The sequence below is a fragment of the Streptomyces sp. ISL-94 genome, from assembly GCF_018614075.1.
Lineage (GTDB): Bacteria > Actinomycetota > Actinomycetes > Streptomycetales > Streptomycetaceae > Streptomyces.
The window spans coordinates 1-20,232 of the sequence record NZ_JAGGOZ010000082.1 but is presented as its reverse complement, the minus strand read 5'-3'; the positions used below and the strand labels follow the sequence as shown (position 1 = coordinate 20,232).

The following is a 20,232-nucleotide window of genomic DNA, read 5'->3' as shown; positions in this document are numbered from 1 at the left end:
GCACATCGTCGCGAACCTGCTGCCGGTGCTCTACGACGACTGGAGGCTGGACGCCGACGCCCGGGCCGGGCTCGACGCCTACGTCGGCGAGCTCCAGGACTGGCTCGCCGGGATCCTCAACTGGCACCGGAGCTGCCGCCGTTACCGTGAGGAGATCTGCGCCGGCCGGCCACCGGCCTGTCCGCCGGCGTCCGGAGCCCCGGCTTCGGCATGTCGGCCGCGCGGATCTCCCTGCCCGCCTGATCAGAACTCGTCGGCCGTGTGCGGCAGCAGCGGCGTCCGCAGGGCCGCGTCCAGCGCCGCCGCCGCGCCCGGCGTGTGCTCGGCCACCAGACCGGCGGCGACCAGCTCGGTGACCCGGGTCCCGCCCAGGTAGCAGGCGGCCAACTCCCTCACGTCCAGGGTCAGGTCCGCCGCCGCCCGGGCGGTGTCGTACGTCGCCCCGCCCGGTCCCGCCTTCAGCCGGAACCGTCCGGCGTTGGCGGGCAGCCGTACGTCGGTCACCTCCAGCACCAGCTCCACCGGCGCGGCCCAGGACCGCTCGGCCAGCGCGGCCCGTACGTCGACCAGGCGCAGCCACAGCGCCGGGAACTGGGCGGTGATCCGCACCTGGTCCCGGTCGGCGGCGAAGTGCAGCAGCGGGTCGTCGGCGGGGCGGCCCCAGGCGCGGACCCTGCCGGTGAGGTCGAGGGCGGCCAGGCACTCCCACAGGGCGGCGGCGACCGCCGGAGTGTCCGCCTCCAGCTCGTCCACGCGGACCAGGCCGGGGGTGCGGGTGCGCCCGGCAGCGGCGCCCGCGTCGTCCTCCGGCTTGGTGCGGTAGAGCACGTATCCGGCGATGGGCTCGCCCGGCTCGCCCAGCACGATGATCCGGGGCGGGCTCAACTCCTCGTCCTCCTCGTCCTGTTCGGACAGCCACTCCTCGGTCCAGCGCTCCGGGCTCCGGGTCGGGCGGCCGGCCCGCGCGGCGCGGGCGGCCTCGTGGAACGGGCCGATCAGCGCGAGCGCCTCCTGCCGGTCGACGAGCCGCAGCGGGCGCCGGTCCGGTGCGATGCGCAGGGCCAGCGGGCGGGTGGAGTCGATCTCGATGGTGGCGCCGGTGGTCGCGCCGCCGTATCCGAAGCGGCCGTAGATGGCGGCCTCGGAGGCCCACAGCGCGGCGATCGGGCTGCCCGCGGCCGCGGCCCGCCGCAGCTGTTCGGCCATGAGCGCGGTGAGGACGCCGCGACGGCGGTGGGTGGGGGCGACGCAGACGAAGGTGAGCCCGGGGCAGGGCAGGTCCGCCCCGGGCACCGAGAGCCGGAAGTCGTGCGCGGCCATGAAGCCGACCAGGGTGCCCCCGTCGTAGGCGCCGATCCGGCCGCACCGCGTGAGCAGCGCGTGGTGCTTCGCGCGGCCCTCCTCCTCGGGCCGGTCGTGGAAGACCAGGTACGCGAGCTCCAGGGCGCGGTCGATGTCTGCCTCGGGTACCTCGCGGATGTCCACCATGATCGCGAGACTAATCGGTCATCGCGGACTGGTCATCCCATAATGGCTTGATCCGTCCGTTTTGGCTCGATTGCGGGGCCGCCCCGGACCGGGCGGGGCGTCCGGGCGGGCTCAGGAGCCGCCGGCGCGGACGGAGCCGGTGGTCGGGCCGTTGGGGTCGCCGAGGAAGCAGGTGACCCCGCGCTCGCCCATGGACCAGTTCACGGACCGCGGGTAGAAGTAGTACGCGCTCATCGCCTTCGAGGCCTTAGGGGCGTGGGCGCCCACATAGGCGGTGACCGCCTTGGGGCCGCACTTCTCGTCGACGATCGAGATGATCTTCTTCTCGCCCGGGTACGGCCCGTCCTCCAGGTCGAAGACGACGAACGCCTCCGACTGGTGAGGCTGGTCGCAGGGCACGATGTCCACCGACAGAGGCGCCTGCCCATCCTCGCCCTGATAGTCCTTCAGGTCGTCGTCGCTGTTGAAGCAGTCCCCCACCTTGATGTCGTCCAGGTCGCCGAAGGCGGGACCGGAAACCCCGTAGGCCGGCGCTCCGAAGAGCCCGAGGGACAGTACGCACGCGAGGGCGGCGACGGGCGCGACGGAACGGCGCTTGCCCGTCCGCCGGCGGCGGCGCGCAGCGGCGGACGGCTGTGGTTGCGGTGATTGGGGGAGTCTGGACATGTGCGCGGCTCTCCTTGCACAGAGCGTGGGGCGCGGTCGGTCGGCAGACGGTGGCGTGGGGCACGGTCGGCCGACAGGCGGTGGCACCGCGCTCGGGCCGTGCCGCGCCCTGTCCGGTGCGGACTTGGGACGGGTGGCGCGGACGGGTGGCGCGGCCGGACGGCGCCGACGCGTGCCTGCCGATGGAGTTGTGCCACTTCCCACGCTACCCCCTACCGGACGCCGGGGCCGCTCCACGCCACCGGGACGTGTCCCAGCCGGACGCGCTGCGGGTGGTCTCCGACGGGTACGGACACCCGCTTGGCGCCGGTGGCGAAGTCGATGGCCGTGACCCGGTCGGCGCCGCTCTCGGAGATCACGCAGGCCGTGCCGTCACCGTCGACGGTGGCCCAGTACGGCTTGTCGGCGGGCACGAGCGGCCCCTCGGCGAGGGTGGCCCGGTCCACGACGGTCGCGTAGTCGTCCATCGTGCCCGCGATGCAGAGCTTGGCCCCGTCGCGGCTCATGGACATGCCGTGGTGGCGGGAGTCGTTGACCCACGTGGTCCGGTCGGTGCTGGTGGCGGGGTTCACGGGAAGGGTCTTGAGGCGGGTGATCCGGTCGGCGGCCACGTCGTACTCCAGGAAGCCGTTGAAGAACGACACCTGGAAGTAGAGCTTCGACTCGTCTTGGCTGAAGGAGACGGGGCGTACGGCGTCGGACAGGTCCTTGCGGCCGAAGGCGTCCAGCCGCTCCCGCATGTCGATCACCCGGACCGGGGCGAAGGTCTGCGCGTCGACCACGGTGATCTTCCGGTCGCCCTTCGTCCAGTCCAGCCAGGGCGCGTCCAGGGCGGAGGTCACGTCCCCGATGGAGCCGTTCCACAGGAAGCGGCCGTCGCGGGTGAAGATGTTCTCGTGCGGCTTGTCGCCGGTGGCGAAGGAGCCGACCTGCCGGCCGGTCGCGATGTCCAGGACGTGCACGGTGTTGGCGGTGGAGGCGGACACCGCGACCCGGGTGCCGTCGGGCGAGACCGCCATGTGGTCGGCGCGGTAACCGGCCACGGGAAAGCGCCAGTTGATGCGCCCGGTCCGAACGTCGATGGAGACGACGTCGGCGAAGCTGGGCCGGGAGGCGACGACGGCCGAGCCGTCCGGGGTGCTGTACATGTCGTCCACGAACTGGTCGTGGCCCTCCCCCGCGGTGGCGCGGATGCCCAGGAAGAAGCCGAGCTTCACGGGGTGGAGGTGGATCTCCCGGAGCCGCTCCTCCTTGTCGGGGATCACGTTGACCCGCCCGACCTTGGCGAGATCGCCGGTGGAGGCGAGGACGTCGGCGGTCCCCTCCCAGTTGTTCCCGACGAAGAGCACCTCGCGCAGCCCGTCCCCGGGCGCGGCCTGCGCCGGCGCGAAGGCGGTCAGCAGGGTGGCCGCAGCCAGCGCGCCCAGGGTGCGGAGGGTACGTGACATCCGTTCAACTCCGGTGGGGGGGAAGGGATGGAGAAGGTGCCTCCTGTTACCGGCCGGTAAAAATAGGCGGAACGCCAAAAGGACGCAACCCCTACGGGGTGCGCCCTTTTCTCAGCTTCTCAGCTCCGGGTTCTCAGCTCCGCGTTCTCAGCTCCGGTGCCGGCCCTTCAAGCGACGGAGCCGATCCGGCCGACCACCGTGTTCGAGCCGTCGGGGTGGATCGGGATGTGTGCGCCGGTGAGGGCGGCGCCGGTGCCGCCGCGGCGGTTGGCGACGATCTCGGCGGCGATGGACAGCGCGGTCTCCTCCGGGGAGCGGGCGCCGAGGTCCAGGCCGATCGGGGAGCGCAGGCGGGCCAGTTCCAGCTCGGTCACACCGACCTCGCGGAGCCGCTTGTTGCGGTCCTCGTGGGTGCGGCGGGAGCCCATGGCGCCGACGTAGGCGACGGGAAGCTTCAGGGCCATTTCGAGGAGCGGGACATCGAACTTGGCGTCGTGGGTGAGCACGCACAGCACGGTCCGGCCGTCCACCTCGGTGGTCTCCAGGTAGCGGTGCGGCCAGTCGACGACGATCTCGTCCGCCTCGGGGAAGCGGGTCTTCGTCGCGAAAACGGGCCGCGCGTCGCACAAGGTCACCCGGTAGCCGAGGAACTTGCCGATCCGCACGAGCGCGGAGGCGAAGTCGATGGCGCCGAAGACGATCATGCGTGGGGGCGGGACGCTGGACTCGACCAGCACCTTGAGCGGCTCTCCGCAGAGCCGGCCGTCGGCGCCCATCTCCAGCACGCCGGTCTTGCCGGCGTCGAGCATGGCGCGGGCCTCTTCGGCGATGGTGCGGTCCAGCTCGGGGTGTCCGCCGAAGCCGCCCTCACAGGGGCCTTCGGTACGGACGAGTACGGCGCGGCCCATCAGCTCGGCCGGGCCCTCGGCGATCCGGGCGACCGCCGCCGCCTCCCCACGAGCGGCGGCGGCCAGACCGGCCGCGAACACCTCCCGTACGGGAGAGTCCGCGGGGACGGGGGTCACCAGGATGTCGATGATCCCGCCGCAGGTCAGACCCACGGCGAAGGCATCGTCGTCGCTGTAGCCGAAGCGCTCCCGAACGGTTTCGCCGTTCTCGAGCGCCTGCCGGCACAGCTCGTACACCGCGCCCTCCACGCATCCGCCGGATACCGAGCCGATGGCCGTGCCCTCGCTGTCCACGGCGAGTGCGGCCCCGGGCTGCCTGGGGGCGCTCCCGCCGACCGCCACGACCGTGGCGACGGCGAAGTCACGTCCCTGCTCGACCCACCGGTTCAGTTCTTCGGCGATGTCCAGCATTTTCGGCCTCCTCGGAGGGTTCGGATTCCAGTATCGGATGCGTGGAGGGTCAGGTACGGATCACTGCCGGACCTACTTGACGCCGAGCCATCCCTCGATCGGGTGGAGGGCGAAGTAGACCAGGAAGATGCCGGTCAGCACCCACATGAAGGCACCGACCTCGCGGGCCTTGCCCTGCGCGGTCTTGATGGCCACGTAGGAGATGACACCGGCGGCGACACCAGCGGTGATCTGGTAGGTGAACGGCATGATCACGACGGTCAGGAAGACCGGGATCGCGGTCGCGCTGTCGGCCCAGTCCACGTGGCGGGCGTTCTGCATCATCATCGCGCCGATGACGACCAGGGCCGCGGAGGCGACCTCACCCGGGACGATCTGGGTGATCGGGGTGAAGAAGAGGCAGGCGGCGAAGAACAGACCGGTGACGACGGAGGCGAGGCCTGTGCGGGCACCCTCACCGACGCCGGTGGCGGACTCCACGAAGACGGTCTGGCCGGAGCCACCCGCGAGGCCACCGATGGCGCCACCGGCACCGTCGATGAACAGGGCCTTGGACAGACCCGGCATGCGGCCCTGCTCGTCGGCCAGCTTGGCCTCGGTGCCGACGCCGATGATGGTGGCCATCGCGTCGAAGAAGCCGGCGAGCACCAGGGTGAAGACGATCATGCCGATCGTCATGACGCCGACGTCGCCCCAGCCGCCGAACTCGACCTTGCCGAACAGCGAGAAGTCGGGCATCGAGATGGCGGAGCCGGCGAGCTCCGGCGGGCCGTTCTTCCAGGCCTTCGGGTCGATGTCCACGATGGCGTTCAGGATGGCCGCCAGCACGGTGCCGCCGACGATGCCGATGAGGATCGCGCCGCGGACCTTGCGGGCCTGCAGCATGAAGATGGCGAGCAGGGTCACGCAGAAGAGGAAGACGGGCCAGCCGGAGAGCTCACCCGTGGCGCCGAGCTGTACGGGGGGCATGAACTCCCCGCCGTTGCCGACGAAGCCGGCCTTGACGAGGCCGATCAGGGCCACGAACAGGCCGATGCCCATGGTGATCGCGTGCTTGAGCGCGAGCGGGATCGCGTTCATGATCATCTCGCGGAGGCCGGTGACGACCAGGAGACAGATCACGACGCCGTACATCACGCACATGCCCATGGCCTGCGGCCAGGTCATCTGGGGGGCGACCTGCGAGGACAGCACACCGGAGACGGAGAGTCCGGCGGCGAGGGCGAGCGGCACCTTGCCGACGAAGCCCATCAGGAGGGTGGTCAGGGCCGCGGCGAAGGCCGTGGCCGTGATCAGGGCCTTCTGGCTCATGGTGTCTCCGGCGGCGTCCTTGCCGGAGAGGATCAGCGGGTTGAGCAGGAGGATGTACGCCATGGCCATGAAGGTCGTGATACCGCCACGCACTTCGTTGCCGACGTTGGTTCCTCTGTGGGTTATGTGAAAGTACCGATCGAGCCAAGACCGCCCGGCGGGGTTCAGAGAGCCGTCGCCGGCCTCTTCCGCGGTGGTCTTGGGCTCCACAGACGACTGGGTCATGGTGCCTAACTCCCAAGGTTCAAAGGGGCACCCGCATAAAGATTGAAGACGCGGGATTTGGGAAACTGCGTTGGCTGCACGACCCGGGGTGACGGCCCGAGGCGACGCGATTGTTCACTGCGTGTACTGCGGGTAGTGCGGGGATGACCGCTGGTACTACGGGGTTTTCTGCAGGGGTACTGCCAGGTGACAGGGAACGTGCCAGGTGAAGGGACCGCGAGCGGTGCGGTACTTCGTGTACTCCGGGCGGTGCGACTGGCAAGTGTGACGTTCCCGTGTCACACCGCCCGGAGAGTCTTTGGGGGGTCCGGGGGCCTTGCGGCCCCCGGACCACGCCGTCCTAGAGGGTCCCGGTAAGGGCTTCCGGACGGATCGGCGTCTTGTTGAGCTCCAGACCCGTCGCCTGCCGGATCGCCGCGAGGACGGCCGGGGTGGACGAGAGGGTCGGGGCCTCGCCGAGACCGCGAAGGCCGTACGGCGCGTTCGGGTCGGCGAGCTCCAGGACATCGACCGGGATGGTCGGGGTGTCGAGGATGGTCGGGATCAGGTAGTCCGTGAAGGAGGGGTTGCGCACCTTCGCGGTCTTCGGGTCCACGATGATCTCTTCCATGATCGCCACGCCGAGACCCTGGGTGGTACCACCCTGGATCTGGCCCACCACGGAGAGCATGTTCAGCGCCTTGCCGACGTCCTGCGCGGTCGCCAGCTCGACGACCTTGACGAGGCCGAGCTCGGTGTCCACCTCCACGACCGCGCGGTGCGCGGCGAAGGTGTACTGGACGTGGCCGTCGCCCTGGCCGGTCTTCAGGTCGAAGGCGACGGTCGGACGGTGGCGGAACTCGAGCTCGAGGTCGATCGCGTCCTCGCCCTCGAGGACCTCCGCGATGTCCGCGAGGACCTCGCCGCCGTCGGTGACGACCTTGCCGCCTTCGAGCAGCAGCTCGGCGGTCGCCCACGCCGGGTGGTAGGAGCCGTTCTTGCGGCGGCCGATTTCGAGGACGGCCTCGCGGACGGCCTCACAGGTGTTCTTCACGGCGCCACCGGTCATGTACGTCTGCCGCGAGGCGGACGTGGAACCGGCGGAGCCGACCTGCGTGTCGGCCGGGTGGATGGTCACCTGCGTGACACCCAGCTCCGTACGGGCGATCTGGGCGTGGACGGTGACACCGCCCTGGCCGACCTCCGCCATGGCCGTGTGGACCATCGCGACGGGCTCGCCGTTGATGACCTCGAGGCGCACGCGGGCGGTCGAGTAGTCGTCGAAGCCCTCGGAGAAGCCGACGTTCTTGATGCCGACCGCGTAGCCGACGCCGCGGACGACGCCCTCACCGTGGGTGGTGTTGGAGAGGCCGCCGGGCAGCGCGCGGACGTCCGAGCCCTCGCCGGCGGTCTCCCACTGGCGCTCCGGCGGCAGCGGGCGGGCCTTGACCCGGCGCAGCAGCTCGGCGACCGGGGCCGGGGAGTCCACGACCTGGCCGGTGGGCATGATCGTGCCCATCTCCATGGCGTTCAGCTGGCGGAACTCGACCGGGTCCATGCCCAGCTTCGCCGCGAGCTTGTCCATCTGGGCCTCGTACGCGAAGCAGGCCTGGACGGCGCCGAAGCCGCGCATCGCGCCACAGGGCGGGTTGTTCGTGTAGAGGGCGACCGCCTCGATGTCGACGTCGTCGATGACGTACGGGCCGACCGAGAGGGAGGACGCGTTGCCGACGACGGCCGGGGAGGCCGAAGCGTAGGCACCGCCGTCGAGCACGATCCTGCACTTCATGTGCGTGATCTTGCCGTCCTTGGTGGCGCCGTGCTCGTAGTGGAGCTTCGCCGGGTGGCGGTGCACGTGGCCGAAGAACGACTCGAACCGGTTGTAGACGATCTTGACCGGCTTGTTCGTGGCCAGGGCCAGGAGGCACGCGTGGATCTGCATCGAGATGTCCTCGCGACCACCGAAGGCACCGCCGACGCCGGAGAGCGTCATGCGCACCTTCTCCTCGGGGAGACCGAGGACGGGGGCGATCTGCTTGAGGTCCGAGTGCAGCCACTGGGTGGCGACGTAGAGGTCGACACCGCCGTCCTCGGTGGGCACGGCCATGCCGGACTCCGGGCCGAGGAAGGCCTGGTCCTGCATGCCGAAGGTGTACTCGCCCTCGACGATGACATCGGCGCGCTTGCGGGCCTCTTCCACGTTGCCGCGGATGATCGGCTGGCGGTGCACGATGTTCGGGTGCGGGACGTGACCGGAGTGGTGGTCGTCGCGGCCCGGGTGGATCAGCGGCGCGTCCGGGGCGATGGCCGAGGCCTCGTCCGTGACGAGCGGCAGCTCGCGGTAGTCGATCTTGATCTTGGCGGCCGCGCGGCGGGCGGTCTCCGGGTGGTCGGCGGCCACGAGGGCGACCGGCTCACCGTGGTGGCGTACCCGGCCGTTGGCGAGAACCGGGGTGTCCTGGATCTCCAGGCCGTAGTTCTTCATCTCGGCCGGCAGGTCGTCGTACGTCAGCACCGAGTAGACGCCGGGCATCGCGAGGGCCTCGGAGATGTCGATCGAGACGATCTCGGCGTGGGCGACGGTGCTGCGCAGGGTCTGGCCCCACAGCATGTCCTCGTGCCACATGTCCGAGGAGTACGCGAACTCACCGGTGACCTTGAGGGTGCCGTCCGGGCGGAGCGTGGACTCGCCGATGCCGCCCTTGTTGTGCTTCTGGGTGACGTTGGTCGGCGTACCCGCCGGAACCGTGCGCGTGTTGTTCTGCGCCATGGTCAGACCGCCTCTCCCTGACGGGCGGCCGCGAGGCGGACCGCGTCGAGGATCTTCTCGTAGCCCGTGCAGCGGCAGAGGTTGCCGGACAGGGCCTCACGGATGTCCTGGTCGGACGGGGAGGAGTTCTCCTCGAGCAGCGCGTCGGCCTGGACCAGCAGACCCGGGGTGCAGAAACCGCACTGGACCGCGCCGGCGTCGATGAACGCCTGCTGGATGGTGGAGAGCGGGGCGCCCTCGCCGGTCTGCGAGTCGGCGGGCTTGGCCTGCCACTGCTTGGCCGCGTCCAGGGAGACGCCGCCCTTGCTGCCGCAGCCGCCGCCGGTGCCGCAGGCACCGCCGTGGCCGTGCTCCTCGCGCTGCTTGGCGAACTCGGCCAGGCCCTCGACGGTCACGACGTCGCGGCCCTCGACCTGACCGGCCGCGACGAGACACGAACAGACCGGCACCCCGTCGAGACGGACGGTGCAGGAACCGCACTCGCCCTGCTCGCAGGCGTTCTTCGAACCCGGCAGGCCCAGGCGCTCACGCAGGACGTAGAGGAGGGATTCGCCCTCCCAGACGTCGTCGGCTTCCTGCTGACGGCCGTTGACAGTGAAATTGACGCGCATGATTACGCAGCCCCTTCAAGCGAGCGGCCGTTGCCGGTACCGCGGTACTGCTCCCAGGTCCAGACGAGCTGGCGGCGAGCCATGATGCCGACCGCGTGACGGCGGTACTTCGCCGTGCCGCGGACGTCGTCGATCGGGTTGGCCGCGCCGGAGGCGAGGTCACCGAACTGCTTGGCGATCGACGGGGTGATGACCTTGCCGGACTCCCAGAAGCCGCCGTCTTCGAGCGCGGCGTTCAGGAACTCCTCGGCGGCCTTCGCACGGATCGGGGTCGGCGCGGCCGACCCGATGCCGGTGCGGACCGTACGGGTCTCCGGGTGCAGGGCCAGACCGAACGCGCACACCGCGATGACCATCGCGTTGCGGGAGCCGACCTTGGAGTACTGCTGGGGGCCGTCCGCCTTCTTGATGTGGACGGTCTTGATGAGCTCGTCGGCGGCCAGCGCGTTGCGCTTCACACCGGTGTAGAACTCGTCGATCGGGATCAGGCGGGAGCCGCGTACGGACTCCACCTCGACCTCGGCGCCCGCAGCGAGCAGCGCGGGGTGCGAGTCGCCGGCCGGCGAGGCGCAACCGAGGTTGCCGCCGACGCCGCCGCGGTTGCGGATCTGCGGGGACGCGACCGTGTGCGAGGCGAGCGCGAGACCGGGCAGCTCCGTGCGGAGGTTCTCCATGATCTGCGTGTACGGGACGGAAGCGCCGAGCCGGACAACATCCTCGCCGACCTCCCACTCCCGCAGCAGACCGATGCGGTTCAGGTCCAGGAGGTACTCCGGCCGACGGTGGTCGAAGTTGATCTCGACCATCACATCGGTGCCACCCGCAATCGGCACAGCTGTGGGGAACTCGGCCTTAGCGGCGAGCGCCTCCTCCCAGCTGGCGGGGCGAAGGAAGTCCATGTGCGGCTCTCTTCTTCTTCATCGTGTCGTTCACTTCAAGCCAGGAGGCCCAAAGTCCCTCGACTGGTCGTTCATGTGCTGTTAACGCGGTGTGAAGCCAGTACACAAGCCGCGCGTCCCCCGGGTGCAGTCACCGAAACCATGAAGGAGTTGGCTGAGGGCCTCCCTCGTCTTGTAGATTCGTATGAAAGGCAGGATGCGACGACCTGCCCGATTTCCAACGGCAACATTCGAGACAGATCGGCGGCGACATCATGCGGCTGCGCGCACTGCTGGAAACCGAGGCGCTGGGGCTGCGGCTGCTGGGCGGCGAGGAAGAACTCGACCGGACGGTCCGCGGGGTCATGACGACCGACCTGAGGGATCCCAGCCGATACCTCTCCGGGGGCGAACTCGTCCTCACCGGCCTGGCTTGGCGGCGAAATTCAGCCGACTCAGAGCCGTTCGTACGAATCCTCGCGAGCGCGGGCGTGGCGGGGCTGGCCGCCGGCGAGGCGGAGCTCGGGGACATCCCCGACGATCTGGTCTCGGCCTGTTTGCGCAACCGTCTGCCGCTGTTCGCTGTGAACGAAGACGTTGCATTCGCCACCATCACCGAGTACGTGGTGCGGCAGGTCTCGGGAGAGCGCGCGGGGGATCTCGCGGCGGTCGTGGACCGGCACCGCCGCCTCATGACGTCGGGGCCTGCCGGGGGCGGCCCCGACGTGGTGCTGGATCTGCTCACCACCGACCTCGATCTCCGGGCCTGGGTGCTGTCCCCCACGGGCCGGCAGATCGCCGGGGCGGGCGAGCCGCTGGCGCCGGGCGTGTGCGCAGCACTGGCGAGCGAGCACCTCGCGGCGGTCCGGACGGGCCGCAGGGGGCCGCACCGGATCTCCATCCAGGGTATTACCTACTCGCTCTTCCCGATCAGGGGACACGGCCGCGGCGCGGCCGGTCCCGGCGCCCGTGACGTGCGCGAGAGCGTGCTGTCGGACTGGCTGCTGGCCGTGGAGGCGGACGCGGGCGACTGGCCCGCGGAGCGCCTCGACCTGCTGCAGGGCGTCACCCAGCTGATCGCCGTGGAGCGGGACCGGCGCGACGCGGCGCGCACGGTGCGCCGCCGCCTCGCACAGGAAGTCCTGGAACTGGTCCAGACGGGTGCACCCCCCGCCGAGATCGCCGCCCGCCTGCGGGTGGCGGCCCCGGTGCTGCTGCCCGGGCTGGGGGCGGCACCGCACTGGCAGGTCGTCGTGGCCCGGGTGGACTGGGACAGCGGGGACATCCCCGGCGGCCCGGTGGCCCAGTCGCTGCTGGAGGAGATCCTCGTCGACCCGTCCGTGTCGGGGCCGGAGCCCTCGGACCGGATCGCCGTCGCCCACGCCGGGGACGAGGCCATCGCCCTCGTACCGCTGCCCTCGCTGCCCGGGGAGGGCGGGGAGGACAAGGGCCCCGACTCGGCCCTGCACGCCGACGCGCTGCTCGCGTCCGTACGGGACCCCCTGCAGGCCGGTCTGGCCGACGACGGCCGGCTCACGCTGGGCGTCAGCGCGGCCGTGCACTCCGCCGAGGGGCTGCGGGGCGCACTGGAGGAGGCCCGGCACGCCCGCCGGGTCGCGGCGGCCCGCCCGGGCCGGGTGTGCGCCGCGGGCCACCACGAGCTGGCCTCGCACGTGCTGCTGCTGCCGTTCGTCCCGGACGACGTCCGCCGGGCGTTCACGGCCCGGCTGCTGGACCCGCTGCGGGACTACGACCGCCGCCACCGCGCGGAGCTGATCCCCACCCTGGAGGCCTTCCTGGACTGCGACGGCTCCTGGACCCGGTGTGCGACGCGGCTCCACCTGCACGTCAACACGCTGCGCTACCGGGTCGGGCGAATCGAGCAGTTGACGGCGCGCGACCTTTCCCGGCTGGAGGACAAGCTCGACTTCTTCCTCGCACTGCGCATGAGCTGAGAAGATCCGCCCGGTCGGGGCCGGGTCCGCCAGGGGGGTGCCTGACGAAGGGTCCGGACTTTGTGAAAGAGTTCACCCGACCCCTTGGCCGAACCCGCCGATCCGTGCTCTCATTTCGCCCCAGGGCTCAACGACGTGCTGCTTGGTTGCTTTGGGGAGGGCAATGTGGCGGATACCGCCATGTCGAGTGCCGGAACTACCGGGGGAGACGACCCCCTCCAGCGGGCGATATGGCGGCTGCGCTCGCGCGGCTGTTGGACCGACGCCGCGGCGCTGCTGACGCCACACGCCGACAGAGCTGTCCATGCCGGGGCCGCCGTGCAGCGGACCGCGCTGCTGGTCGAGCGGTGCCTGTTCACGGGGCAGGGCTGGGCGGAGGCCGAGGACGCGCTGCGGGTCGCCGAGGCCGTCGCGCAGGACGACGACGACCGGGGCGCGGCCGCGTGCGAGCGGGGGCAGCTGGCGTACGCGGCGACCGTGCTCGGGGTCCGGGACCGGGCCGACGAGGCCCGCTCCGCCCTGGGCCGGGCGGCGGCCCTCCTGTCACCCGGATCCCGCACCCGCCCGCTGCTGGACTTCCGCCGGGGCCTGGTCGCCGAGCACCTGACGGACGCCCCGCAGTCGGCCGGTCCGGCGTACCGGCGGGCGCACGCGGGGGCCGAGGCCCACGGGGACACGCTGCTGCTGTCCTTCACGTGGCGGCACCTGGCCGCGCTGGCCCTGCGGGAGGGCGAGGTGGCGGAGGCCCGCAAGGGCTTCGCGGAGTCCCTCCGCATCCGGGAGGACCTGGGCTTCCTGATCGGCACGGCCCCGGCGCTGGCCGCCCTGGCGGAAGCCGAACCGGAGCCCGAGGCCGCACGTCTACGCGCGGAGGCCCGGCGCCTCTTCCACCTCCTCGGAGGCATCCCCACCTGGCTGGCCGACCAACTGGCCCCCGCCCCGGCGTAGGCCCGCGCCTTGCCGGCGGGGGGTCAGGCGGGGGCGCCCGCAAAGTGTTCGCGGACCAGGGACTCGACCACCGGGAGGTCGCCGGCGATCAGGGCTTCCAGCAGCGCCGAGTGCTCCGCCGCATCGGCGACGAGGTCGGCCCGCCGGACCCGGGGGGCGCCGAGGAGGGGCCACTGCGCCCGGCGGTGGAGTTCCTCGGCCACCGCCACCAGCTGCGCGTTGCCCGCCAGGGCGAGGACCTGGCGGTGGAAGGCCCGGTCCGCCTCCGCATAGCCCGGCAGGTCGCCCTCCGCCGCCGCCTCGGCCGTGGCGGCCGCCGCCGGCCGCAGGGCCTCCCACGCGGCCGCCGGCACGGCCCGGGCCAGCCTCAGCATCACGGGGACCTCCAGCAGGGCCCGTACCTCCGCCAGCTCCGCCAGCTCCCGCGGCGTACGCGAAAGGACGCGGAAGCCCCGGTTCGGAAGGCATTCCACCGCCCCTTCCAGGGCCAGCTGCTGCATCGCCTCGCGCACCGGCGTCGCGGAGACGCCGAAGCGCTCCCCCAGGGCCGGGCCCGAGTAGATCTCGCCCGGCGCCAGCTCCCCGTCCACCAGCGCCGCGCGCAACGCGTCGAGGACCTGCCCGCGCACCGAATGGCGCAACACCTTCCGGGGTTCCGGGATCCCCGCTCGGCCCGTGTCGTGCACTCGGTCCTCCTACGGGGTCTCGGCCTGCCCAGAGGATACGGCCTGGCCTGGATCGACCCATCAGATAAGGTAAGGCTTACCTGTTAACGATCGCGCGATTCGGTGGTCCCGCATGACCGTCACGGCAGTCTCACCCCCCGCCCCGGCCGGCTCTCCGGTGGCGGGCGCGTACACCCGCCTGGCCCAGGTGTTCAGCGGGCTGCGGGTCGTCGAGCAGGCCGCGCACGAACCAGCCCCTCGCGGTGCGGGGTGGGTCGGCGCGGACGAGCTCGCGGCGGGCGGGGCGGCACTGGACGCCTTCCTCGCGTGGGACGACGCCCAGGTCCTGAAGGACTACGGCCGCCAGGCCCGCCCCGACGTGGTGGCGGGCTTCGGGCTGCACCGGTACGCCTGGCCGGCCTGCCTGCTGATCACCCTCCCCTGGTTCCTGCACCGGCGGGTCCCCCGGCTCCCGGCCGCCGACGTGGCCTTCCACCGGACCCTCGGCCGGATGGCCGTGCATGTCGCCGCGTTCGCCTGCCTGCCGGACGATCCGGCGGCCGCCCTCCCCGGGGCCCGGGTCGTGCCCGACGAGGAGGCCCTGCGCGAGGAGGTGCGGGCTGCGGTGGCCCAGCACCTCGGGCCCGTGCTGGAGGGCTTCGGCCCGCGGATGCGGCGCGGCCGCCGCGCCCTGTGGGGCATGGTGACCGACGAGGTGGTCGAGAGCCTCTGGTACGTCGGCCACCTGCTCGGCGAGGAGCAGCGGGCCATGGCCGAGCTGGAGGCGCTGCTGCCCGGCTCGACGGCCCCGCACCCCACCGGCTACCGCTGGGAGGGGCCGCCGGGCGGCGCGGGATTCCGTACGCTCGCCGGCCCGGACGGCACGGAGCTGCCCACCCGGGACCGGGCGAGCTGCTGCCTCTTCTACACGATCCGGCCGGACGACACCTGCGTCACCTGCCCCCGTACGTGCGACGCGGACCGCATCGCCCGGCTCACGGCGGCCGCCACCAGCTGAACCCACCCCCAGGGGTGACCGAAATCGAACCCAACACCGCTTGCTCGGGCGCCAGTTCGAACCACAACACCCTATCCGGCGGGCCGCGCCCCCCGATGGCGTCCACTTGCCCCGAAACCCGCGTGTACGGCCGACCGGCTGCGCCACTATGGCGCCCGGAAAACCGCACAGCCGCAGACGCGAGGCAAGGACATCCGCATGAGACTGACCGACATATCGCTGGACTGGCTGCTGCCCGGCAGCCTGCTGATCCTGGGCGTGCTTGCGGCAGTTGCGGTGCTGGCCCGTGGCAAGCGCGAGAGCGAGAAGGCCGCGGCCGAGGACAGCTGGGAGCGCAGCGAGGAGCGCCGCAGGCGCAAGGAGGCCGTCTACGGCACCGCCTCCTACGTCCTGCTCTTCTGCTGCGCGGCGGTGGCCGCCGCGCTCTCCTTCCACGGACTGGTCGGCTTCGGCCGGCAGAACCTCAACCTCTCCGGGGGCTGGGAGTACCTGGTCCCCTTCGGCCTCGACGGCGCCGCCATGTTCTGCTCGGTGCTCGCCGTCCGCGAGGCCAGCCACGGCGACGCGGCCCTCGGCTCGCGCATGCTGGTCTGGCTGTTCGCGGGCGCGGCCGCCTGGTTCAACTGGGTGCACGCGCCGCGCGGGATGGGCCACGACGGGGCTCCGCAGTTCTTCGCCGGGATGTCGCTCTCGGCGGCCGTCCTCTTCGACCGGGCCCTCAAGCAGACCCGCCGGGCGGCGCTGCGCGAACAGGGCCTGATCCCGCGCCCGTTGCCGCAGATCCGGATGGTCCGCTGGATGCGGGCGCCCCGGGAGACCTTCGGCGCGTGGTCCCTCATGCTGCTGGAGGGGGTGCGCACCCTCGACGAGGCCGTGGACGAGGTGCGCGAGGACAAGAAGGAGAAGGAGAACGACCGGCACCGCAGGCGGGAGCAGCACCGCCTGGACCGCGCGCACATCAAGGCTCTGGGCCGGCAGCACCGTGCGTTCGGACGGGCCCGCGCCCGCCAGGTCGACCTCCCGGAACTGACCCAGGGAGCGGGCTCCGCGCCGGTCGGCGCGGAGCCCGCCATACCGGAATCGGGACAGCTGCCACTGCGCCGCAGGCCCTCCCTGCAGGCCGTGACCCGCGCCGAGTCCGCTGAGGTGACCGGCCCCCGGACGGTGGACCTCACCGCCGAGGACGACACCCAGACCATTCCCCGGCTCGACTCACTGGAGCGCAAGCTGAAGGACCTGGAGCAGCAGTTCGGCTGACCGGTCCGCCCGCGCACCAGGAGGGCCCGCCTGCTCAGGCGGGCCCTCCGTCCAGCTCGAACCAGACCACTTTGCCGCGGCCCGGCGCGTCCGCGTCCACGCCCCAGGCGTCGGCGAGCGTCTGCACCAGCACCAGCCCCCTGCCGTGCGTACCGTCGTCGGCGGTCGGTACGTACGGCCGGGGCAGGCGGGTGGCGAAGTCGCGGACCTCGACCCGTAACCGGGTGGCGGCGAGGCTGGCGGACACCTCCGCCCCCTGTTCGGTGTGGACGAGGGCGTTGGTGACGAGTTCGGTGATCAGCAGCTCCGCCACCTCCGCCGTGTCCACGGCGCACCGGTGGCGCATCAACTCACGCAGCGCCCGGCGGATTTCGCCCACCGCCTTCAGATCAGCCCGGCGCACGCTCCGCGTGACCTCCTGCCTTGCCTCGGCCGACGGCTCACGCGGCACCGGCCTCCCTCTTCTCTCCAGCTTCCCCGTCTTCGCCCCCACCCGCACGGCGGTGCACCTCCCGCGTCCTTCGTTCTCGAACAGAGCTACGGGATGCATGCCCTCCGGGTCGTTCCGCACTCCTGCGGGCTTACGGCCTCGGTACGTTGCGGAGGTTGGATCGAGCCATCTGGATCATCCGGCCCACTCCGCCGTCGAGCACGATCTTGCTGGCGGAAAGTGCGAAGCCGGTCACCATCTCGGCACTGATCCTCGGCGGAATCGACAGGGCGTTGGGGTCGGTGACCACGTCCACCAGAGCAGGCCCCTTGTGCCGGAACGCGTCTTTCAAAGCCCCTGTGAGCTGCTTGGGCTTTTCCACTCGGACCCCGTACGCACCCGCCGCGCGGGCGATCGCGGCGAAGTCCGGGTTCTTGTTCGCCGTCCCGTAGGACGGCAGGCCGGAAACCAACATTTCCAACTCGACCATTCCGAGGGATGAGTTGTTGAAGAGGACCACTTTGACGGGCAGGTCGTACTGCACCAGGGTGAGGAAATCTCCCATCAGCATCGAGAAACCGCCGTCGCCCGACATCGACACCACTTGACGGTTCCGGTCGGTGAACTGTGCGCCGATGGCCTGCGGGAGTGCATTGGCCATGGAGCCGTGACTGAAGGAACCGATGATGCGCCGCTTTCCGTTCGGGGAAAGATAGCGCGCCGCCCACACATTGCACATACCGGTGTCGACGGTGAACACCGCGTCGTCGTCGGCGAGTTCGTCCAGCACCGCCGCCACGTACTCGGGGTGGATCGGCGTGCGCTTCTCCACCTTGCGCGTGTAGGCCTTGACCACCCCTTCCAGCGCGTCCGCGTGCTTCTTCAGCATGCGGTCCAGGAAGCGGCGGTCCGTCTTGGCCTTCACCCGGGTGTTCAGGGCGCGCAGGGTCTCCCGTACGTCACCCCAGACGGCGAGGTCCAGCTGAGACCGGCGGCCGAGGTGTTCGGGGCGGATGTCCACCTGGACGATCTTCACGTCGTCGGGGAGGAAGGCGTTGTACGGGAAGTCCGTGCCGAGCAGGATCAGCAGATCGCACTCGTGGGTGGCCTCGTAGGCCGCGCCGTAGCCGAGCAGTCCGCTCATGCCGACGTCGTACGGGTTCTCGTACTGGATCCACTCCTTGCCGCGCAGGGCGTGCCCGATGGGCGCCTTGACCCGGTCGGCGAACTCCATCACCTCGGCGTGCGCCCCGGCGGTGCCGCTGCCGCAGAAGAGGGTGATCTTGTCCGCCTCGTCGACGAGCCTGACCAGCTTCTCGATCTCCCCGTCGCCGGGGCGCACGGTCGGCCGGGCGGTGACGAGAGCGTGCTCGACCGCCTTCTCCGGGGCGGGGAGCGAGGCGATGTCCCCGGGCAGGGCGACCACGCTGACGCCGCTGCGGCCGACCGCGTGCTGCACGGCGGTCTGGAGCAGCCGGGGCATCTGGCGGGGGTTGGAGATCAGCTCGCTGTAGTGGCTGCACTCGCGGAAGAGCTGGTCGGGGTGGGTCTCCTGGAAGTAGGCGAGGCCGATCTCGCTGGAGGGGATGTGCGAGGCGAGCGCGAGGACGGGGGCCATCGAGCGGTGTGCGTCGTAGAGGCCGTTGATCAGGTGCAGGTTTCCGGGGCCGCAGGAGCCCGCGCAGGCGGCGAGGCGGCCGGTGATCTGGGCCTCGGCGCCGGCCGCGAAGGCCGCCGTCTCCTCGTGGCGGACCTGGATCCATTCGATGCCGCCCGTTCGGCGGATCGCGTCGACGACCGGGTTCAGGCTGTCGCCGACGACTCCGTACATCCGCCGCACGCCCGCGCGCACGAGGATGTCCACGAACTGCTCCGCCACGTTCTTCTTGGCCATGGAAGGGGCGCCCTTTCCGGTTCGGCTGTGCTGGTTCGGCTGGGCCGGCTCCGCTGGGCCGCCGGCTCCGCTGCCGTCTGCGCCTTCCATCCATGCATGATCCGCGCCGTTACGCCTCCCAGACCGCGGCGGCCGTCCGGTCGTCGGCGTACCCCTTGAGGCGGAGCTGGGTGTCGGCGAGGAAGGCCGCCAGTCCGGGCGGCTCGGCCTCGGACCAGCGGGCGGCGAGCTCGGCCGGGAGCAGGCCCTCCTCCCGCATGGGGTCCGCGAGGCCGCCGGAACAGAGCAGCAGCGTGTCGCCGGGGCGGGCCACGGAGGCGCGGAACCGGAAGCCGCTGCCCTCGGCGGGCTCGGCCGCCCCGGGCTGCGCGGACGGCCCGGACGGCCCGGTGGGCTCCAGGTCCTCCCAGCGGCCGCCGCGGAGCCGGAACAGGCCGCCCGCTCCCGCGCCGAAGGTGACCCGGGTCCGGCACCGCGGATCCACGGGGAGCAGCAGCCCGCGCAGCCCCGCGGTGTACGCCTCCTCGGCGAGGCCGAGATCGGCGGCGCGGGCCCGCAGCCGGCCGTAGCCGCGGTCGGTGAGGCGCTGGAGGCCGGAGCGCAGGGCGTCGCGGCGCCCGGCCAGGATGTCGTCGGCCAGCCGCTCCTGGCTGCGCCCGACGGCCGCCGCGACGGTGCGGCAGAGCTCGACGGCGGCCGCGGCGGCCCCGGGCGCTGCCCGGTCGCCGCCGGCGAGGGCCACCAGGACCAGGGCGCCGTCGCCGCCGCCGAAGCGGGCGGTGAGCAGGAAGTCCCGGCGGGCCTCGCCGCGGAAGCGGGCGGAGTCCCCGCGCACGGAGGCGGCGCGCAGGGTGTAGGTGCCGTAGCGGGCGCCCTCCAGGACGGTGTCGGGGGTCAGTCCCGTCAAGCCGTCGAGGGCGGCCGGGTCTGCGGCGGGCAGCGCGCCGGGCTCGGCGGCGTAGGTGGGCGCCCGGTCGCCGAGGTGGCTCACCTCCGGCCGCCGCTGCGGCACCGCCGGTTCCGGTACGGGGGCCGGTGCCGGCTGCGGCCGCTGCCGCGTCGGGTCCTCCTCGGGCGGCGCCTCCCACCGCCGGGCCGGCGGCCCGGCCGGCTCCGCCGGCGGCACGTCCACGTCCCCGAGCGCGTACCCGGTGACACCCCCGGCCCGCGGATCCTGCGGGGGCGGAGCTACGGGACCCCCCGGATCCGGCGCCGTCCGAGGCCCCGGCACCAGCCCTTGCGCCGGCGCGGGCGGACCGGCTTCCGCGGGGCGGGGAGCCACCGGCGGGGGCGGGGGCGGGGGCGGCACGGCCTCGGGCCGCTCCGCATCCGCCCCGGGCGGCCGGCCGGGCACGGGGGAATCCCGGCCC

At 72.0% G+C, this 20,232-nt stretch carries 16 protein-coding genes; 4 read left to right on the top strand and 12 right to left on the bottom strand.

Annotation, left to right across the window (positions count from 1 at the left end; translation table 11 throughout):
• Positions 1-243 precede the first annotated feature (243 nt).
• From J7E94_RS24505 to J7E94_RS24470, 8 genes are all read right to left on the bottom strand, one after another.
• Positions 244-1,488, bottom strand: coding sequence for a GNAT family N-acetyltransferase (locus tag J7E94_RS24505; RefSeq protein ID WP_215018953.1), 1,245 nt, complete (start codon positions 1,486-1,488; stop codon positions 244-246).
• Positions 1,489-1,599: 111 nt separating this feature from the next.
• Positions 1,600-2,154, bottom strand: coding sequence for a septum formation family protein (locus J7E94_RS24500; RefSeq protein ID WP_215018952.1), 555 nt, complete (start codon positions 2,152-2,154; stop codon positions 1,600-1,602).
• Between the two features lie 212 nt (positions 2,155-2,366).
• Entirely contained in the window at positions 2,367-3,602 is a 1,236-nt protein-coding gene (locus tag J7E94_RS24495) for a YncE family protein (protein ID WP_215018951.1), read from the bottom strand.
• Between the two features lie 167 nt (positions 3,603-3,769).
• Positions 3,770-4,921, bottom strand: a complete 1,152-nt coding sequence (locus J7E94_RS24490) for an XdhC family protein (RefSeq protein ID WP_215018950.1) — start codon at positions 4,919-4,921, stop codon at positions 3,770-3,772.
• 72 nt (positions 4,922-4,993) lie between these two features.
• The gene (locus J7E94_RS24485; protein ID WP_215018949.1) at positions 4,994-6,457 is read right to left on the bottom strand and encodes an NCS2 family permease; all 1,464 of its coding nucleotides are present in this window, start codon (positions 6,455-6,457) and stop codon (positions 4,994-4,996) included.
• Positions 6,458-6,797: 340 nt separating this feature from the next.
• Positions 6,798-9,206 (bottom strand): xanthine dehydrogenase subunit D, encoded by a 2,409-nt coding sequence (gene pucD, locus J7E94_RS24480; protein ID WP_215018948.1) that lies wholly within the window; start codon positions 9,204-9,206, stop codon positions 6,798-6,800.
• Positions 9,207-9,208: 2 nt separating this feature from the next.
• Positions 9,209-9,817, bottom strand: coding sequence for a (2Fe-2S)-binding protein (locus J7E94_RS24475; protein WP_215018947.1), 609 nt, complete (start codon positions 9,815-9,817; stop codon positions 9,209-9,211).
• Between the two features lie 2 nt (positions 9,818-9,819).
• Positions 9,820-10,716, bottom strand: a complete 897-nt coding sequence (locus J7E94_RS24470; protein WP_215018946.1) for a xanthine dehydrogenase family protein subunit M — start codon at positions 10,714-10,716, stop codon at positions 9,820-9,822.
• Positions 10,717-10,970: 254 nt separating this feature from the next.
• On the opposite strand from J7E94_RS24470, the gene J7E94_RS24465 reads away from it, so the two are divergent.
• Together J7E94_RS24465 and J7E94_RS24460 are read left to right on the top strand one after the other, a co-directional pair.
• Positions 10,971-12,650 (top strand): PucR family transcriptional regulator ligand-binding domain-containing protein, encoded by a 1,680-nt coding sequence (locus J7E94_RS24465; protein WP_215018945.1) that lies wholly within the window; start codon positions 10,971-10,973, stop codon positions 12,648-12,650.
• A 180-nt stretch (positions 12,651-12,830) separates the two neighbouring features.
• Positions 12,831-13,598, top strand: a complete 768-nt coding sequence (locus J7E94_RS24460; protein WP_215018944.1) for a hypothetical protein — start codon at positions 12,831-12,833, stop codon at positions 13,596-13,598.
• A gap of 23 nt (positions 13,599-13,621) precedes the next feature.
• On the opposite strand, the gene J7E94_RS24455 is transcribed toward J7E94_RS24460, so the two are convergent.
• Positions 13,622-14,284: a GntR family transcriptional regulator gene (locus J7E94_RS24455; RefSeq protein WP_215018943.1), complete on the bottom strand. Its 663-nt coding sequence runs from the start codon at positions 14,282-14,284 to the stop codon at positions 13,622-13,624.
• A 112-nt stretch (positions 14,285-14,396) separates the two neighbouring features.
• On the opposite strand from J7E94_RS24455, the gene J7E94_RS24450 reads away from it, so the two are divergent.
• Both J7E94_RS24450 and J7E94_RS24445 read left to right on the top strand, forming a co-directional pair.
• Positions 14,397-15,281 carry a (2Fe-2S)-binding protein gene (locus J7E94_RS24450; RefSeq protein WP_215018942.1) on the top strand — a complete coding sequence of 295 codons (885 nt, stop codon included), beginning with the start codon at positions 14,397-14,399 and terminating at the stop codon, positions 15,279-15,281.
• Between the two features lie 198 nt (positions 15,282-15,479).
• On the top strand, positions 15,480-16,538 hold the full coding sequence (locus J7E94_RS24445; RefSeq protein ID WP_215018941.1) for a DUF2637 domain-containing protein: 1,059 nt from the start codon (positions 15,480-15,482) through the stop codon (positions 16,536-16,538).
• 34 nt (positions 16,539-16,572) lie between these two features.
• On the opposite strand, the gene J7E94_RS34830 is transcribed toward J7E94_RS24445, so the two are convergent.
• From J7E94_RS34830 to J7E94_RS24430, 3 genes are all read right to left on the bottom strand, one after another.
• Positions 16,573-16,941 carry an ATP-binding protein gene (locus J7E94_RS34830; RefSeq protein WP_308345436.1) on the bottom strand — a complete coding sequence of 123 codons (369 nt, stop codon included), beginning with the start codon at positions 16,939-16,941 and terminating at the stop codon, positions 16,573-16,575.
• Positions 16,942-17,119: 178 nt separating this feature from the next.
• Positions 17,120-18,862, bottom strand: a complete 1,743-nt coding sequence (locus tag J7E94_RS24435) for a pyruvate dehydrogenase (protein WP_215018959.1) — start codon at positions 18,860-18,862, stop codon at positions 17,120-17,122.
• A gap of 109 nt (positions 18,863-18,971) precedes the next feature.
• Positions 18,972-19,994, bottom strand: a complete 1,023-nt coding sequence (locus tag J7E94_RS24430) for a protein phosphatase 2C domain-containing protein (protein ID WP_374224494.1) — start codon at positions 19,992-19,994, stop codon at positions 18,972-18,974.
• Between the last annotated feature and the right edge of the window lie 238 nt (positions 19,995-20,232).

Excerpts from the sequence above, each read along its gene's own strand:
- J7E94_RS24505 (WP_215018953.1), bottom strand. The coding sequence starts at position 1,488 with ATGGTGGACATCCGCGAGGTACCCGAGGCAGACATCGACCGCGCCCTG.
- J7E94_RS24500 (WP_215018952.1), bottom strand. The coding sequence starts at position 2,154 with ATGTCCAGACTCCCCCAATCACCGCAACCACAGCCGTCCGCCGCTGCG.
- J7E94_RS24495 (WP_215018951.1), bottom strand. The coding sequence starts at position 3,602 with ATGTCACGTACCCTCCGCACCCTGGGCGCGCTGGCTGCGGCCACCCTG.
- J7E94_RS24490 (WP_215018950.1), bottom strand. The coding sequence starts at position 4,921 with ATGCTGGACATCGCCGAAGAACTGAACCGGTGGGTCGAGCAGGGACGT.
- J7E94_RS24485 (WP_215018949.1), bottom strand. The coding sequence starts at position 6,457 with ATGACCCAGTCGTCTGTGGAGCCCAAGACCACCGCGGAAGAGGCCGGC.
- pucD (WP_215018948.1), bottom strand. The coding sequence starts at position 9,206 with ATGGCGCAGAACAACACGCGCACGGTTCCGGCGGGTACGCCGACCAAC.
- J7E94_RS24475 (WP_215018947.1), bottom strand. The coding sequence starts at position 9,817 with ATGCGCGTCAATTTCACTGTCAACGGCCGTCAGCAGGAAGCCGACGAC.
- J7E94_RS24470 (WP_215018946.1), bottom strand. The coding sequence starts at position 10,716 with ATGGACTTCCTTCGCCCCGCCAGCTGGGAGGAGGCGCTCGCCGCTAAG.
- J7E94_RS24465 (WP_215018945.1), top strand. The coding sequence starts at position 10,971 with ATGCGGCTGCGCGCACTGCTGGAAACCGAGGCGCTGGGGCTGCGGCTG.
- J7E94_RS24460 (WP_215018944.1), top strand. The coding sequence starts at position 12,831 with ATGTCGAGTGCCGGAACTACCGGGGGAGACGACCCCCTCCAGCGGGCG.
- J7E94_RS24450 (WP_215018942.1), top strand. The coding sequence starts at position 14,397 with ATGACCGTCACGGCAGTCTCACCCCCCGCCCCGGCCGGCTCTCCGGTG.
- J7E94_RS24445 (WP_215018941.1), top strand. The coding sequence starts at position 15,480 with ATGAGACTGACCGACATATCGCTGGACTGGCTGCTGCCCGGCAGCCTG.
- J7E94_RS24435 (WP_215018959.1), bottom strand. The coding sequence starts at position 18,862 with ATGGCCAAGAAGAACGTGGCGGAGCAGTTCGTGGACATCCTCGTGCGC.